Raw genomic sequence first — 16342 nt, 5'->3', positions numbered from 1 at the left:
TTGTATTAATAATCTTGTCATATTTTTGGAGTTTTGTTTTAATTGAATTAAAGTTTTCATTGTTAAGATCAATATCTGAATAAAGGCTTTCAATTTTAGTATCTCAGATATTGAGATACTCAGTTGCAAAATTTATTAGAATATCAGCTTTATTAGCTTAAATAGGTTCTTTTGTTTGTGTAATATTATTTTGTAATATATTTAACTGTTTTCTATTTTGATTATTGAAAAAACTAATTATCTTTTGATAATTAGGATCTTTTTCTTTATCTTCTTTTTCAAGTATTTGAGCACTACTACAACTCATTACTATAACTGGTAGCAATGTTACTAAAGGGCCCATTAAAACTAGCTGTTTCTTTTTATGCATAAAACCTCACATTTATTTATTGTAATTATTTTACAATAAATAAAGAAAAACCTGTATTTTATACAGGTAAGTAAAATATTATATGTAGTTTATTTTAAATAGTTTTCCTCTAAATACTTCGCTAACCCAGATTCAGCACAAGTTAGCGGTAATACTTGATCTGCTATTTCTTTTAATTCATCTGTTGAATTAGCCATAGCAATTAATTTACCAACTTTGTTTTTGGTTGAAGCATCATTTCCGCTATCACCAAAGTGGATGGCGTTTTGAGGATCTATTCCCTTTAGTTTGCAATATGCTACTTCTGCATCACCTTTTGAAACATTGATTTTGGTAATTTCTAAAATATTATTTGAACCACTAAGAGTAACTTCTAATTTTCCTTTATATTTTTGGCCTCATTCAAGAGCAAGTTTTCTGATTTTTGATTTTGAAATTGACCAAACGAGTGCCTTGAAGATCTCAAAATCATTTTTATATTCTGAATATTGTTTAGCTTGTTCCTTGCCAAAGCCCATTCAAAATTTATAAAAATTATTTTTAACAAATGCATGTTCTTTTGAAGAATTAAAAACAACAAAATATTTGTTCTTTTTAATATCATCAAAGAGTTCTTGGGCTACTTCTTGTTCGACCGGAAAACTAGCAATAACCTTACCATCTTCAACAATTTTTGCCCCATTTCAAGCTATATAACTATTATTACCAAGCAGTGATACAATGCTTTGTGTCTTTTGATTTACACCTCTTCCAGTTGAAACAACAACTGGGAGTTGTTTTTGCAATTTATTTATTACATTAATTGTATATTCAGTAGGCATTCGTTCTCAGAATTTAACACCTGGTCCGTCTAATGTTGTTCCGTCTAAATCAATAAAAATTATTTCAGGTTTGTTCATGTTAATATTATATATTAAAAAAGATCTTTAAAAGTTGTTTAAAGATCTTTTTGTAAATATTTTTTGATAAATTGTCCTATGGCACCGGTATTATGATCACCAATTACTTCTTTAGCGACTGCTTTAGCATCTAAAGTAGCATTACCCATTGCAAGCCCATAACCTACGTTTTGGATCATTGATACATCATTTCCGCTATCTCCAAATGCTACAATATTTTGAATATCCACATTTAATGAATTTGCTAAATATTTTAAGGTATTTCATTTTGACACATTAATTCCGTTGATATCTGAATAAATTGAATTTGTTAAATATACTTCACAACCACTTTCTTTTAAAGCGGCGGTTAATTGATTAGTAACATCTGCTGCTTTATGAATATCGTTACGCAAAGCAATTTGCGTAATTATTGTACCTGGTTTATAAATATTGTCTCAAACTTCTTGTTTTGTTGAAGGAGCATAATATGTATCACTTTGTACGTGAGTTTTTGTTGCTCATTCACTCATATATTCATCATGAATTAAAGTTTGATTTTTATCTATTGTATCAACACGCAATAAGATTGATTTAGTTTCAATAAAAATATTATAAATAATTTCCATAACTTCCGGTTTAATACTTTGAATTATTTCGTTTTTTCCGGTTTTTGGGTCATGAATCATCGCACCATTTGAGCAAATCAAAAAATCAATCGGAGACAAATCATTATTTTTAAAAAGTGGCATTATATTTGACAAGCCACGCCCAGTAGCCACAACATTATAGTGACCTTGTTCTTTAACTAACTTTAAAGCTTCAATAGTTTCTGGGTGAACATAATTTTGTTTTGTTAATAATGTCCCATCTAAATCAAATGCAAATATTTTTTTCATTATTTAATTACCTCTAAGCCATTCATATATGGTACTAAAACTTTAGGAATTGTAATAGAACCATCGTAGTTTTGATAGATTTCTAAAATAGCTGCAATAAGACGGTCAACAGCCATGGCTGAACCATTCATTGTGTGAGCATATTCATTTTGCCCCTGATTATTTTTAAAACGAATCATAGCACGGCGAGCCTGAAAATCTCCCATATAGCTCACACTCGAAACCTCACGGTATTTTTGTTCAGAAGGCAATCATAGTTCTAAATCAATTGTTTTTCTTGCTGAAAAACCAAGATCGCCAGTACATAATTGTAATAAACGGTGTGGTATTTCTAGTTTTGTTAATACATCTTGTGCATCTAAGACCATTTGCTCAAACTCACTAGTCGCAGTTTGTGAATTAGTTACTTTAACTAATTCAACTTTTTTAAATTGGTGTTGGCGTAAAATTCCTTTGGTATCTCGTCCTGAACTTCCTGCTTCTGATCTAAAACATTCAGTATAAGCTGTTGCTTTAAATGGTTTTGATAAATCTATTACCTCATTGTTATAAATGTTTGTTAAAGTTGCTTCTGCTGTTGGTATTAAATATTGTGAATTGTCTAATTTATATAAATCTTCTTCAAATTTGGGTAATTGACCAGTACCAAATAAAATATTATGATTAACTATAACGGGTGTTGTAAATTCTTGGTACCCTTTAGTTTCGTGTAAATCTAGCATAAAATTAATTAATGCGCGCACTAATTTAGCCCCTTGATTTTTGTAAATAACATACCTTGAACCTGATAATTTTACAGCTCTTTCAATATCAATGATATCAAGTTTTTTAGCAATTTCGTAGTGTGGCAATGTACCAGCAACTAATCCCCTCCCTAATGTTGAATATTCTTTTAAAACTATATTGTTTGTTTCGTCTTCACCAACAGGCACAGATTCCAAAGGGAGATTTGGAATCTGTGCTAAAAGAGATTGTATCTCATTATTTAAATCATCAGATTTTTTAGTTAAGGCTACTTCTTGAATTTTTACATCATCAATTTGCTTTTTTAATTCAGATAGTTTATCAGGTTGATTTTTATATTGTCCAAATAACTTTGATAATTTAGTTAATTCACTTTTTTTATTTTGCGCTTGGAACATAAGATTTCCACGGCCTTGTGCTTTATTTAGTAAATCATCAAATATTGCAAGGTCAAAGTTTCTGCTTTGCAAACTTGCTTTAACTTTCTCAGAATTTTTTAAAATATTTTTTAAATCTAGCATTTTTCTCGCTTTCTCTTTTAATTATAATAAATAATGTATAATTTAGTTACAAAATTTCAACGAAGGAGAAAAAATGCTAAAAATTTTATTATTAGATGGTGCACTTAATACAAGTGAAACATCATATTCAACTGCAACAATGAATCATATTGAATCATTATTTGCAAATGAAAAATATTCTGTCAAAAGAATTGATTTAAATCAAACTGAATTTGCTAAGACAATGTTAACTGAACAAAACTTTAAAACATATTGAAATGATATAGAAAGCGATAAATGGATTAAAGAACTTAAGGAAACTGACTTATTAGTTATCTCAATGTCTATGATTAATTTTGCACCAACTAACACAGTTAAAAACTTTATTGATGCTATTGCAGTTGCTGGTAAAACATTTACTTATGAAGGTGCAACATCAGCAATGCCAATTGGATTATTAAACAAACTTAATGTATTAGTAGTTGCTTCACAGGGCGCAGGCTATGGAACATATACATGAGGTGATCATATTAAATGATTAAAAGGAACTTTTGGATTTTTAGGAGCAAAAAGTGTTAATTCATTTGATATCTTAGGAACCAAAGTTACAAGTATTGCTAGTCAAAGTCCACAAGAATATGTTGAATCAGTTAAAGGACAACTTGAAGATTTAGTTACAGAAATTAAAAGTAAATTATAAAAATCAAAAAACAAACCACCAGGTTTGTTTTTTATCTAAAAAGGGTTAAAATGTCGTCTTTTATAGTCGTAAAAAATACTTGACATAAAAAATATTTTTATTGTATAATATAAACACGCTTATATTACGTATATATCAATTTATTTTAATTTATAAGGAGGCAAAATGAGCAAAAGAACTTACCAACCTAATAAACGTAAACATGCAAAAGTTCATGGATTTAGAGCTAGAATGAAGTCTGTTAATGGTAGAAAAGTATTAGCTAGTCGTAGAGCTAAAGGTAGAAAAAGACTTACAGTTTCAGATAACAAATAATATTGTTAAATTATGAAAAAGAAATTCCGACTCAGCAAAAATTGAGATTTTGAAAAAATAATTAATTCTAAAAAATATATTTCTAATGATACATTAATTATTTATTATCAAAAATCAACTGAATGTAAAATTGGTATTACCATCCCAAAAAAATTTGAGGGTTCTGTTGGTCGTAATTTTTATAAACGGCAATTAAAGTCGATCTTAAGAGAACTAAACGTTTTTGACCTTAAGTATCATATAATAATTATTGCTCGTAAAAAGTTTTGTGAAATTAGCTACAATGATAAAAAGTTAGCTACACAAATACTTTTTAAAAAATTAAGGAATTATGAAAAAAACACCGCAATTTAGTTATTTTTCTAATTTAGAAAATGATCCACAAAAAAGAAGAAGTGAATTAACAAAGAAAATTTGAAAAATTGTCAAAATCATTCTTTACTTATTTGCTTTTTCTATTACTATAACAGGCTGCGTGCAGTCCTTTGTTTTAAAAACTTCATCAAATGTAGGTAATAGTATCGAGTTTTACCGCCGTCCTGAAGATATTGCACCAAAACTTAATACTTTTAAACCTAAAAATGTAACTAACACTTCAACTTACATCGATGCTAATGGTGAAACTGTTAAAGATAAAAGTATAAACTTAAGTTTGGATGTCTTACAACAAGATGCTGATGTCAACGTATTGGTTGATAATAAAGATACTTTAAAAAACCTTAGTAAACAAACTACTGACAACAAAGGTGTTTATGGAAAACACGGAATTTTCATGACTAGTATTGGAGCTGAAGGTATTAAAAGTGAAGATTTAACAAAACTAGGTTATTTAAAAATAGATAATGAATCTAATATTATTCAGAAAGATAATAAGAGTTTATTCAGAAGTGAAAGCGAACTTAAATATCAATATTTACATGATCCTAGTTTAGATGAAAATCAAATTTTAATTTTTAGTTACCTTCCTGATCAAAATTCCCCATTTTTAGCCTTAAAGCAAAAAGAAATTAAAACTACAAATTCTGCTGGTTCTGAAATAACTAGAAGATATAATGAAGTAGATGAAAATGGGAAAGTTGCAGTTTCATTTATTTCAGGATTACAGAAAGTAGATTATGTTTCAAAAGAAGCATTAGACTCTATTACTGGCGCAACTGATCAAACAAGGAGTTTACTTAACCGTGCATTTGCAAGAGATGTTTTACAATTCTTCTATGCATATACATTTGGGAAAGATAGTAAATTATTACAAAGATTAAACACTGTAGCTCAACAAGAATATAAACAAACCTTTAATTCATTTAATGACTATTATAGATTCTTAGTATCTAGAATTGAAAATAAAGATACAAAAATACAAAATAATAATGAAGAGTTATTTAAAATAACCCAAGAAGAGTATGCAATTATAAATGCTTACCATGAAATAATTTATGCTTGATTAATGCAATTTGGTATTGTTCCAACACGTGTTTCAGGGAATGCATATAAAGCAAGAGTTTCTGAATTAATTACTTCATCTACTAATAAATATGACGAAAATAAATATACGATAGAAGAATTCATTGCAGAATATAATAAGAATGCTCCGCAAGGCGAAGCTAAATTGCAAACTAATATTTTATTAGGCGGTGATTATGCTGTTCAGCCGATTTATACATGAGGCCAAGCATGAACATATGGTCCATTTTATGGTTTATTAGTCTATCCTTTATCTGTTGTTGTTCAATCATTAAGACAAGCAATGCCGGATATGGATGGTTGGTCATCAATCATTGCTATTTTAATTGCAGTTATCTTTACTCGTTTACTTGTGCTAGCTCTTTCATTTAAATCCACAATTATGCAATCAGTACAAGAAGGGTTAAGAAATAAAAAAGCAGCTATTGAAGCTAAATACATGGGGTTTGAAAATAATAAGGCCATGAAGATGAAAAAAAGTCAAGAGCTTCAAGCTTTATATAGCAAATATAATATTAATCCACTTGATCAATTTGCTAACATCTTCCTGTCAATGCCAGTATTCCTCGCGATGTGGCGGGTAATTCAAGCTATTCCAGAACTTAAAGAAACATTCTGGCTTGGAATTAACTTCTCATCTGTATCATGACAAAAAGTAACTAGTGGTAACTTTGTATATATATGGATTTTAGTTGCTGCAATTGTGGTACAATTAATTTCACAACTTATACCTCAATGGTTGAACCGGAAGAAAAATAACATTTCTATGACTATTACGGAAAAACAAGCCTTGAAAAAATCAGAAAAAACCCAAAAGTATATGATGATTATTTTTACGGGTATTACAGTCTTGTTTAGTGCCGGAGTTCAAGTTTACTGATTATTTGGTGGTTTATGACAAATAGGACAAGCATTAACACTTCATAAACTAAAGCAAACCAAATGATTTAAACAAAAGTATAGCAAAAAATTAGCCAAGTAGCAACCAAAAATATAAACTAAAAGTATTCAGTTTTGAATACTTTTTTTGTTTTTCAATTAAAAACACAACAATATTTTTACTGGAAATAACAGTATAAAGGGCTCAAGGGTTAAATTATTTTTCTTGTATATTTAGTATAATTACTTTGGTAAAGCTTCAATTTAACTTTACCAAAAGGAGCTAAAATTATGAAAAAAAGTTTTAAAAAGGCTTTTGCTTTGTTATCTACTTCATTAGTAGCACTGCCTATTATTGGATTAAGTGCTAATACAAATAAAAGTAATGATACTGCATATTTTGATAAAACTGTTACAGAAAATGGTAAAAAATACCATGTAGTAAATGTTAGTTTTGCATTAAAAGATAATGAAATAAATGACCTTACATCAATGTATTCATTTATTAGTTTTACATTAGAGCACCCTAATATAAGTGGTGGAGATAATGTAATGTATTTAGGATACACAAATAAAGTTGAAGAAGTTACAACTAGTTTTAAAGCAACTGGTGCTAGGCTTGAAAATGGAAAATTTAATGAAGCTACAAAGACATATTCACTAGATGTTAAATTTTCTGGTGAATATGCTTGAACAGCAGCAAATTTTAAATTTGAAATTGGTCTTGGTGGTAGAGAAATTACCATTAAACCAACAAGCCGCAACGTTGTAAAACAAACTGCTTTAGACAAAATGAGCCACGAAGAATTATTAAAATTAGCAGCTAGTGTAGAAACTTATAAACCAAAAGTTAAAAAACCTTTTGAATCTGCCGTAAAAGATTTTGCTTTTATCCCATTAGATGAGAAAAAAGTAAATACTAGAAATGCTTCATCAAATATACATATTAATGCTGTAACTGGTAAACCTTTTGTAACATTACAAGCTACAAAAGAATACTTAGATATTCTTCCTCATTCACAACACTTAGGATTAGTTCCTAATTTACCTTTATACCAGGTAGTTATACCAAATAACCATAAGTTTTCAGAAAATCTAAGTAGAAAACTTTACTTAAATATGACAATTCAACAAGAAGGGCAAAGTACTGGAAATGTTTCATATGTAATTGAAAAAAATAAAGCAAGTCTTATTTCAAACCTTGGATCAAATAAGAGTGATATAAGTTTATATACTAGCACATATAAATCAGATGATGAATTAGGTTACATAACTTTCCAACTATTATTAGGAAAAAGATGAGACCCTTCAAAAACAAGAATTGTTATGTCATTTACAGGGTATAGAAATGGATCATATTTTGATGTTGCTGGTAAAAATAGAAAAACTGGTGATGTTACACTTACCAAATGACAAGAAAATGAAATTTGGAGAAGAGGAACTTGAAATAAATATGTTTCATTTGACAAAAGTGTTGTAAGTAGTACAGGTAGATCAACCAATCAAAATGATCATAATGGCAAAGAGGTAACAATCGAACTATCACACCCAGATACCCCAAAAACTACTATGAAATATAAAATCAATAATGATAAATTAGAACCAGTTAATGGAGTCGCAAACCAAGTTAAATTTAAGGCTTATGTTAAAAATGGTATGAAATTAGTTAATGGTGATAAACTAGGATTTTACGTTGAATTTAGTAGTCTATTTGATCCTACTAAAGCAATCATTAAAGTAACTTATAATAATAAAACACAAGAAGTTAAAATGCCAAATTTCTGGGGTTGATTTGGAGATGGCCCTAGGGACACTAAATAAATTAAAATATTCGCATTAATTGCGAATATTTTTGCTTTTATAATATCTTTTATTTCGGCTAAAAATCATAAAACAGCTTTCAAAAAATAATGTATAATATTTTGAGAAAACTGATATTCAACTATCAATAATTTAGGAATATTATTAATATTTATTTTACAAATTAGTTTTCTTAATAATTATAAATATAAGAAAGGATGTGTTATGAAACTAAAAAAATTAATTTTATCATCCATTTTATTAGTACCTTTATTAGTATTTTCTTGTTCACAGAAAAAAATTGATTACCCACCTAATTATATTTTAGATCCTAAAGAAGATGAAAAACCTTGGAACGAAAAACCTTGGACACTTAACGAGAATGATGTTGACAGTATAGTTACTAAAAAAATAAACGAAGAAGAACACAAAAAAATATCCAAAGAACTAGCCAAGGAAGAAGCAAACTATGTAACTGAAAGTGCTTTTCTGCCCCCAAAAACAACTAGAATTAATAGTAATAGTGAAAAATCTTCATCAGCACGTATTGAGAATAAAATAAATAGCAAATTTTTTATAGACAATGATTTTGTTAGCCCGTAATTTATAAAAATAAGCACGAAAGAAAATTTTAACAACTATATTATTAGCAATGCTAAAAAAGTACCAAGTTTTGAAAATTTCCAAGATGAACTTGAGATAAAAGAACTTTTTGAGAAACTTTATTTAAAAAACAAAGATGTTTTTAATATTCTTCAAAAATTTGATATTTATATTTTTCCATATACTGAAGAACATAACTTAATAAAAATGGAATTGAACAACATGTTTTTTGTATTTCAAATTCGTGATATTAATAAAGAACCAGTATGGACTAGTGGATGAGGTGGGCCTGTTGTTTGAAAAGTAATTTTACTACCAAAGGATATAACTGTAACAAAGCGAATATATAATAGCTTTGAGGATATAAAAAAGTGATACAATGATGTATATCTCCCTAATAAGAAAACATAATATTTTAAAACCTAATCTATTTAAATCAGATTAGGTTTTTTTGATTTTGTAGTTTGATTATTCCTCTACAGGTTTAAAAAATTTTTTTATTGTTTAGAATTATGATAAGCAGTTAAACTAGATAAAGTGGTGCTTCTCTTTTACTAGTTACAAAATGATTTACTATTTCCTGTTTAACACCATTTTCATTAACTAAAGTATTTTTTGAGTATTTGATATTTAATTATTGTGAAAAAGATAGGTTCGTATATTTACCAACATTAATTAACACTTTAAATTATGTTATAATTTATATATAGAATTTTTAATGTTATTTAAACAATTAAATATATTTTTAGATAAATTTAATAAGGAGATTTTTATGCTAAAGAATTTAAAATCATTCTTTCGACTTTTTATAAGTTTTTCTGGGTTATCTGCTTTCTTTGTTCCTAAAACTTTAAAACAAATTGTTATAAAAGGGATTATAGTGAACCCATAAAATTGGACTAAAATTAATTTAAGGATTGATGCCTATATCCTAAAGGTGTCAGTCCTTTTAATTTTGTAATAATTCGTTTTTTGTTGTAATAATTTATATACTTGCGCATTGCTTTTTCTAAGTCTTCTAGAGTTTTGAATTCTTTTTCATGACCATAAAACATTTCGTTTTTCATGGTTCCAAAAAATATTTCAATAACACAATTATCATAGCAATTTCCCTTTCGCGACATACTTTGTTTAATACCTCTTTTACTTAATTTGTCACGATATTGTTTCATTTGATATTGCCATCCCTGGTCAGAATGTAAAATTAATCCATTAAGATTTTTATACTTTTTAAAAGCTTTATTTAGCATTTGATTCACTTGTTGAAAATTAGGACTTTTTGAAATTGTGTATGAAACAACTTCGCGGTTATGTACATCTATAATTGGTGATAAATATAGTTTTCCACTTGCTATTTTGAATTCAGAAACATCAGTGCTTCAAGTTTGATTCAATTTTGTAGTTTTGAAATTTCGCTCATAATAAGTGTTATGATTCTTTTTGTCAACAATCCTTGTAAGGAGTAAGTTATTACAAATTTTTCCAATTTCACCTTTATATGATTTATATTTTGATTTTGGCTGTAAACCAAATAAATTAAGTAATTTCATCAATCTTTTAACCCTTTTATGGTTAATAATATAACCTCTATTTCTTAGTTCTAAACAAATTCTTCGATATCCATAACGGGATTTATTCTCATTAAAAATATTCGTTATTACTTGTTTTAAATCAAAATCTTTATCATTTTTTGAAAAACTTTGAACAATATAAAAGTATGTTGATTTTGCTAATTGGAAAAATTCTAGCATTAATCTTAATTTATATTTATGCCTTGATTCAAATATTACTTTTGCTTTTTCTTGTTTGGTTGCTCTGTCCTTTGTTGAACCAAGGCTCTCAATTTTTTTAAGAGGTCCACCTCCATTTCAAGCTGGGCATTTCTTTCTTCGAGTTCTTTAATTCTAGATAATGTTTTATCTTGTTTTGGATTATTATTCTTTGGCATGGTCATTGGTATTTTACCTTTCTTTTTATTTATAAGACCATTATACCCAAATAATTTAAATTTTTTCACTCATGAATTAATTATTCCAGTATTAATTAATAGTTCTGCTTCCAAAGAGCGGATGGGTTTACCATTTAATACTTGCTTAATAATTTGTAATTTAAAACTAGGACTGAAGTTTCGTCGTTTATTTCTTTCTGTAAATATTTCTAATCCGTTGAGGTTGTACAAACGCTTTATAAACTGAATTGTACGCATATTAACATTAAAAATTTCGGCAATTTGTTTGCTACTCTTACCAGTTTTATATAGTTTTATAATCTTTAGTTTATCTTCTAATTTTAACTTCATAATAAAAACCCCCTAAGTTTTACCAATTGATTTGGTCCAACTTGTGGGGTTCACTATAGATTGATATGATAATTTAAGTACTAATAAGTTTGAGATTCGTGGACAAGGTATAGCAGCTGCTTTATCTGAAAATAATCAAGTAGTAAATATACCAGTTAATAATGATTATGAACTTAAATTATTATTAAATCCTGGTTTTGAAACTCAAAATGAAGATTATTAAGAAAATTTTGTTATGTAGCTCAATTTTAACACCTTTATTCACCTTTGCATGTAATGCAAAGGAACAAGGTAGAACTAAAGAACCTACTAAACCAATAGAAATAAAGCAAGACAAAGATGAACCAGTAGCTACACAAGAACCAAATTTAAAGCAAAATATTGTGGCAGATAAAGAAAATAAAAATTCAAATCAAAATATTGCTAAACCAACATCAAATGATAAGATAGAAAAACTAAAACAATGAACTGAAGAAGAATTAATTAGTCAAATAAAAGAAATATACAAAATTATTTATCCAGTATATAAAAAGTTTACTAAAATTGCAGTCTTTGCCCCTAAAGAATGATTAAAAGAAGATCAATATACACTAAAAATAGAATATAAACAAAAAGATTTAGATACTTTCAATGAGAATTTTTTAGATAAATCATTGCAACCAAAAAATCCTGAAAATTATTTAGCTAAAGATTCATATATGATAACTTCAAAAGATGATTTTAATATGTATATAATAAATAGATTTAAAGAGTTAAACCAATTTAGTGATTATAATGATGCTGAAAAGATTAAAAAACTTTTTGAAGAATTATATTTAGATAATAAAGATGTTTATAATATTTTAGATAACTATAATGTAGTTATAACTACTGTACGTAGGGATAGGTTTTCTGATGGAGCTGGTTATATAATCCCAATATATGATAATAATAGAACTAACATAACATTAATAACAGGTCATCATGAAACTTTTATACATTATCACCAAACTGATGTATATGATCCTGCTCCTTCTGTAAAATGAGAAGTTTACTTAGTAAAAAAGAAACATGCTGTAAAATACAGCATAATATTACGAAAAGAAAATGAAACACTTCTTTCATTTAGAGATAAGTTTGTTAAATGATATAAAGAAGTATTTAAAAAGCAATATCAATAATTTATAATTTAAGGAAAAAATGTTTGGAACTACCCAAATATTTTTTATATGGATTATGCTCAGCGCTAGGACTAAAGAATTTAACTTCGACAAATGCATGGTCTAAATCACCTGTTACTTTTGATTTTTTCTCTTCTGGTGCATTTGATTTAAAGTATGATTGTCATTCAGTTGAACCAACTTGCAGATTATCATTATTTTTAAAATATCTACCATTTGCATGTCGATTTTGACTAACATTTTCTTTGGTTAATTCATTTCTTGCACTAACTCATTCAACTTTCATATATTTAGCTTTAACTGGTTTAAATTCAATGGCAAAAGCTGAAACATTGTTTGCAATATGAATAAAAAATTTATCTTTATCATTATTAGTAAAGGTTCTTGAACCACTTGGTATAGAATTATCTTCTATATTTAGATAACCGCTAGGTAAATCAAATGAATTAATTTGGACAAAGTCATAGTAATGTTGATGTGATTGATTTGATACTGGGGTTCATTGTTCTCCATCTTGAGAATAAAAAAGTTTAAATTGTTTAGGAATTGTATGATTATAATTTAATCCAAAATTCTTTTGTGACCCAGATGTTCTTAAATAAACTTCTACTTTTGATCATTCTGCTTCAACTGCTTCTGTGTTGTTGGTAGAATCACTTTGTGATTGTGTTGAATTATTAGTTTTATAAAAGACTAATTTATTATCAAGATCTAAGCCAACATGTTCTCATTGTTCGATTCTCTTAGCTTCACCTATATCACCATCTGTCAAATATGTTCCAAGTTTTTATTTATCAAAATTTTTACCTGATCTTTCTTTATCTACTTTAAGGTTTTGAATCGTTTCAGGATTTTGATCAACATGGTTTGAACCACTAGTGCTAGTAGAATCAGCATCAATTAAAGTCATTGTAGCAACAGCTTTAATGCGCGATTGTTCATAAGTAGCATTTGAAGCAGTTTCATTTGAATTTCTTTCAACTAAATGATAGGTAACAGTATTAGCGTTACTACTGTTATCATTCTTACTATTACCATTAATTTTAGTACTAGTACCAACTTTTCACCAATCTTGTTTAGAATTATCATAAGCAAGTAAACTAGATAAAGTGGTGCCCCCTTTTTTACCAGTTACAAAATGACGCACTATTTCTTGTTTAACATCATTTTCTTTAACTAAAGTATTTTTTGAGTATTTGGTGTTTATTTATTGTGAAAAAGATAGGTCATAATTTGACCACATTAATTAACACTTTTTTAAATTATGTTATAATTTATATATAGAATTTTTAATGCTATTTAAACAATTAAATATATTTTTAGATAAATTTAATAAGGAGATTTTTATGCTAAAGAATTTAAAATCATTCTTTTGACTTTTTATAAGTTTTTCTGGGTTATCTGCTTTTTTGTTCCTAAAACTTTAAAACAAATTGTTATAAAAGATTGATATGATAATTTAAGTACTAATAATTATGAGCTTAAATTATTATTAAATCCTGGTTTTGAAACAGAAAATGAAGATTATTAAGAAAATTTTGTTATTTAGCCTAATTTTAACACCTTTATTTACATATGCATGCAATACAAAGGAACAAGGTACAATTAAAGAAACTACTAAACCAATAGAAATAAAGGAAGACAAAGATGAACCAGTACCTAAACAAGATCCAAATTTAAATCAAAATCTTGTGGGAGATAAAAAAAAGAATAATACAAAGCGAAATATTGATAAACCAACATTAAATGATAAGATAGAAAAACCAAAAGAACCAACCGAAGAAGAACTCATTAACGAAATAAAAGAAATATACAAAGTTATTTATCCTACATATCAAAAGTTTACCAACATTGCAGTCTTTGCCCCTAAAGAATGATTACGAGAAGACGAATCATATTTAAAAAATGAATACCATTTAAAATATTTAGATACTTTTAATGAGAATTTTTTAGATAAATCATTGCAACCAAAAAGCCCTCAGAATTTTTTAGCTCAAGATTCATATATAATAACTTCGAAAGAGGAATTTGACACTTATATTATCAACAGATTTAAAGAATTAAATCCTTTTAATGAGTTTTTTGATGATCAAAAAATTAAAAAACTTTTTGAAGAATTATATTTAGAAAATAAAGATGCTTATAATATTTTAGATAACTATAATATAGTTATAACTACTGTAAGCCCTTATAAATATTTACAAGGTGCTGGCTATATAATACCAATATACCAAAATAATAAAACATATATAACTTCAATTAGTGGTCATGAACTAATCCCTGAATCAGTTTGACATATGGACGCACTTGAAATGGAACCGATAAAGTGGGAAGTTTTCTTAGTTAATAAAAATCATGTTATAGAATATAAAACAATATGAAGAAAAGAAGATGAAACACTTCTTTCATTTAAGGATAAATTTGTTAAATGATATAAAGAAGTATTTAAAAAACAACATCCATAATTTATATTTTAAGTAAAAATGCTTGGAACTACCCAAGCATTTTTTATATGAATTATTCTCTGCACTAGAGCTAAAGAATTTGACTTCGACAAAGGTATGGACTAAATTACCTGTTGCTTTTATTTTTTCTCTTTTTAGGCATCTGATTTAAAGTATGATTTTCATTAGACTGTTCCCGTTGTAAGAATATCATTTCCTTAAATGTAATATAAATTTTAGGGCTATTTGAGCTAACTTTATCCCTTGTTAACTCATCTAATTTTATATTTAGCTTCAACTGGTTTAAATTCAATGGAAAAGCTGTAATGCTGCTTGTGACCATAATTATATTTCGATCTTTTGAATTTTAAAATGTAATTAAAGTTTATAGTGAACCCCTAAGTTTTGCCAATTAATTTGGTCTAACTTACGGGGTTCACTATAAAAAAAACTGTCGCGTTTTCTGTTTTTTTCATATATTTTTTATGTAAAAATTATGTTAAAATTAAAAGACGTTTATTTTGTTAATATCTCGCATGTGACTTTTCCAAAAAACACATTCCAAAAAAAATAAAAAATATTTTGACTTTTATTTTTTTGTGTTATACTATTATCAGTGGTTAAAGCAAGAGGGATCACCTGATACCATTCCGAACTCAGTAGTTAAGCCTCTTTACGCCGACGATAGCCTAAAGGTGAAAATAGGAAGCCGCTGTTTTTTTTATATTTTTTTTCATTCTTCAATGTATGGAAATTGCTTTCCAGCAACTTCGATAACTGAATAATAATCTGGATTAACATTTATAACTTTTTTTATTTTTGTTAATCCTTCATTTGAATCAAAATATAAAAGAATTAATAAATCAGGATTTGGTGAATATAACTTATTAATTAATTTAAATAAGTTACATTCAATTTTTTTGTTATACTTTGTGTTAACAACCAAGTTATAATTAGATTTGGTTGTTTTTATTAATAAATTTAAATAAATTTTTTCATTATTTAAGGCAATATACGGCATGGTGTTTTCTGCCGCATAACTGCGGTTTCCAATTAAAACATTATTTTCTAGAAATAATAGTGTAGTTAAGGTTTCTAGATTTATGACTACTTCATATGGCTGTGAAGTATTTTGGTTTAAGGCCAAACTATTAATTGTTTTAGAAAAAAGCGAGTAAACAAATTTATGTTTTTTAGATAATAAATCAAAGGCACTAAGAGTGTCTAAAAAAATCCTTGTTTTCATGTTTATAATTATAATTATAAACGTGCACTTTTATAATTATTTTT

18 protein-coding genes and 1 rRNA gene are annotated in these 16342 nt (G+C 27.2%); 10 read left to right on the top strand and 9 right to left on the bottom strand.

Annotated features, from left to right (window positions below; translation table 4 throughout):
* Window positions 1-157: 157 nt before the first annotated feature.
* The 4 genes from AC0B4T_RS04230 to serS all read right to left on the bottom strand — a co-directional run bounded on the left by AC0B4T_RS04230 (window position 158) and on the right by serS (window position 3412).
* Window positions 158-370, bottom strand: a complete 213-nt coding sequence (locus AC0B4T_RS04230; RefSeq protein WP_465103266.1) for a hypothetical protein — start codon at window positions 368-370, stop codon at window positions 158-160.
* 89 nt (window positions 371-459) lie between these two features.
* Complete coding sequence (locus tag AC0B4T_RS04225; RefSeq protein WP_465103265.1) at window positions 460-1269, bottom strand: HAD-IIB family hydrolase; 810 nt, start codon at window positions 1267-1269, stop codon at window positions 460-462.
* A gap of 38 nt (window positions 1270-1307) precedes the next feature.
* The gene (locus AC0B4T_RS04220; RefSeq protein WP_465103264.1) at window positions 1308-2147 is read right to left on the bottom strand and encodes a Cof-type HAD-IIB family hydrolase; all 840 of its coding nucleotides are present in this window, start codon (window positions 2145-2147) and stop codon (window positions 1308-1310) included.
* A complete protein-coding gene (gene serS / locus AC0B4T_RS04215) occupies window positions 2147-3412 on the bottom strand; it encodes a serine--tRNA ligase (RefSeq protein WP_465103263.1) in 1266 nt (421 codons plus the stop codon). Before serS ends, AC0B4T_RS04220 begins: the two co-directional genes overlap by 1 nt.
* A 73-nt stretch (window positions 3413-3485) precedes the next feature.
* On the opposite strand from serS, the gene AC0B4T_RS04210 reads away from it, so the two are divergent.
* The 6 genes from AC0B4T_RS04210 to AC0B4T_RS04185 all read left to right on the top strand — a co-directional run bounded on the left by AC0B4T_RS04210 (window position 3486) and on the right by AC0B4T_RS04185 (window position 9149).
* Window positions 3486-4091: an FMN-dependent NADH-azoreductase gene (locus tag AC0B4T_RS04210; RefSeq protein WP_465103262.1), complete on the top strand. Its 606-nt coding sequence runs from the start codon at window positions 3486-3488 to the stop codon at window positions 4089-4091.
* 165 nt (window positions 4092-4256) lie between these two features.
* The gene (gene rpmH, locus AC0B4T_RS04205; RefSeq protein ID WP_465101868.1) at window positions 4257-4406 is read left to right on the top strand and encodes a 50S ribosomal protein L34; all 150 of its coding nucleotides are present in this window, start codon (window positions 4257-4259) and stop codon (window positions 4404-4406) included.
* Window positions 4407-4418: 12 nt separating this feature from the next.
* Entirely contained in the window at window positions 4419-4760 is a 342-nt protein-coding gene (gene rnpA, locus AC0B4T_RS04200; RefSeq protein WP_465103261.1) for a ribonuclease P protein component, read from the top strand.
* Window positions 4738-6849, top strand: a complete 2112-nt coding sequence (gene yidC, locus AC0B4T_RS04195; RefSeq protein WP_465103260.1) for a membrane protein insertase YidC — start codon at window positions 4738-4740, stop codon at window positions 6847-6849. The genes rnpA and yidC overlap by 23 nt, the downstream gene beginning before the upstream one ends.
* Window positions 6850-7037: 188 nt before the next feature.
* Entirely contained in the window at window positions 7038-8567 is a 1530-nt protein-coding gene (locus AC0B4T_RS04190) for a hypothetical protein (RefSeq protein WP_465103259.1), read from the top strand.
* Window positions 8568-8771: 204 nt separating this feature from the next.
* On the top strand, window positions 8772-9149 hold the full coding sequence (locus AC0B4T_RS04185) for a hypothetical protein (RefSeq protein WP_465103258.1): 378 nt from the start codon (window positions 8772-8774) through the stop codon (window positions 9147-9149).
* A 905-nt stretch (window positions 9150-10054) separates the two neighbouring features.
* Here the strand turns inward: AC0B4T_RS04185 and AC0B4T_RS04180 are convergent.
* Together AC0B4T_RS04180 and AC0B4T_RS04175 are read right to left on the bottom strand one after the other, a co-directional pair.
* On the bottom strand, window positions 10055-10993 hold the full coding sequence (locus AC0B4T_RS04180) for an IS3 family transposase (protein ID WP_465103275.1): 939 nt from the start codon (window positions 10991-10993) through the stop codon (window positions 10055-10057).
* Complete coding sequence (locus tag AC0B4T_RS04175; RefSeq protein ID WP_465103257.1) at window positions 10936-11448, bottom strand: transposase; 513 nt, start codon at window positions 11446-11448, stop codon at window positions 10936-10938. Before AC0B4T_RS04175 ends, AC0B4T_RS04180 begins: the two co-directional genes overlap by 58 nt.
* Before the next feature lie 43 nt (window positions 11449-11491).
* Between AC0B4T_RS04175 and AC0B4T_RS04170 the strand changes: the two genes are divergently transcribed.
* Window positions 11492-11671: a hypothetical protein gene (locus tag AC0B4T_RS04170; RefSeq protein WP_465103256.1), complete on the top strand. Its 180-nt coding sequence runs from the start codon at window positions 11492-11494 to the stop codon at window positions 11669-11671.
* A complete protein-coding gene (locus AC0B4T_RS04165; RefSeq protein ID WP_465103255.1) occupies window positions 11658-12608 on the top strand; it encodes a hypothetical protein in 951 nt (316 codons plus the stop codon). The genes AC0B4T_RS04170 and AC0B4T_RS04165 overlap by 14 nt, the downstream gene beginning before the upstream one ends.
* A 1-nt stretch (window position 12609) precedes the next feature.
* Here AC0B4T_RS04165 and AC0B4T_RS04160 read toward each other — a convergent pair whose 3' ends face one another.
* Entirely contained in the window at window positions 12610-13380 is a 771-nt protein-coding gene (locus AC0B4T_RS04160; RefSeq protein WP_465103254.1) for a hypothetical protein, read from the bottom strand.
* Window positions 13381-13395: 15 nt separating this feature from the next.
* On the bottom strand, window positions 13396-13755 hold the full coding sequence (locus AC0B4T_RS04155) for a hypothetical protein (RefSeq protein WP_465103253.1): 360 nt from the start codon (window positions 13753-13755) through the stop codon (window positions 13396-13398).
* 370 nt (window positions 13756-14125) lie between these two features.
* Here AC0B4T_RS04155 and AC0B4T_RS04150 point away from each other — a divergent pair, with 370 nt between their 5' ends.
* Both AC0B4T_RS04150 and rrf read left to right on the top strand, forming a co-directional pair.
* On the top strand, window positions 14126-15073 hold the full coding sequence (locus AC0B4T_RS04150; protein WP_465103252.1) for a hypothetical protein: 948 nt from the start codon (window positions 14126-14128) through the stop codon (window positions 15071-15073).
* A gap of 591 nt (window positions 15074-15664) precedes the next feature.
* Window positions 15665-15770, top strand: a 5S ribosomal RNA gene (gene rrf, locus AC0B4T_RS04145).
* Window positions 15771-15773: 3 nt separating this feature from the next.
* On the opposite strand, the gene AC0B4T_RS04140 is transcribed toward rrf, so the two are convergent.
* Window positions 15774-16298: a hypothetical protein gene (locus tag AC0B4T_RS04140; RefSeq protein ID WP_465103251.1), complete on the bottom strand. Its 525-nt coding sequence runs from the start codon at window positions 16296-16298 to the stop codon at window positions 15774-15776.
* Window positions 16299-16342: the final 44 nt, after the last annotated feature.

It is taken from the genome of Mycoplasma sp. 10961 (assembly GCF_055523525.1).
Note: the sequence above shows the minus strand (reverse complement) of the source record. Positions and strands in the feature narration are given on the sequence as shown.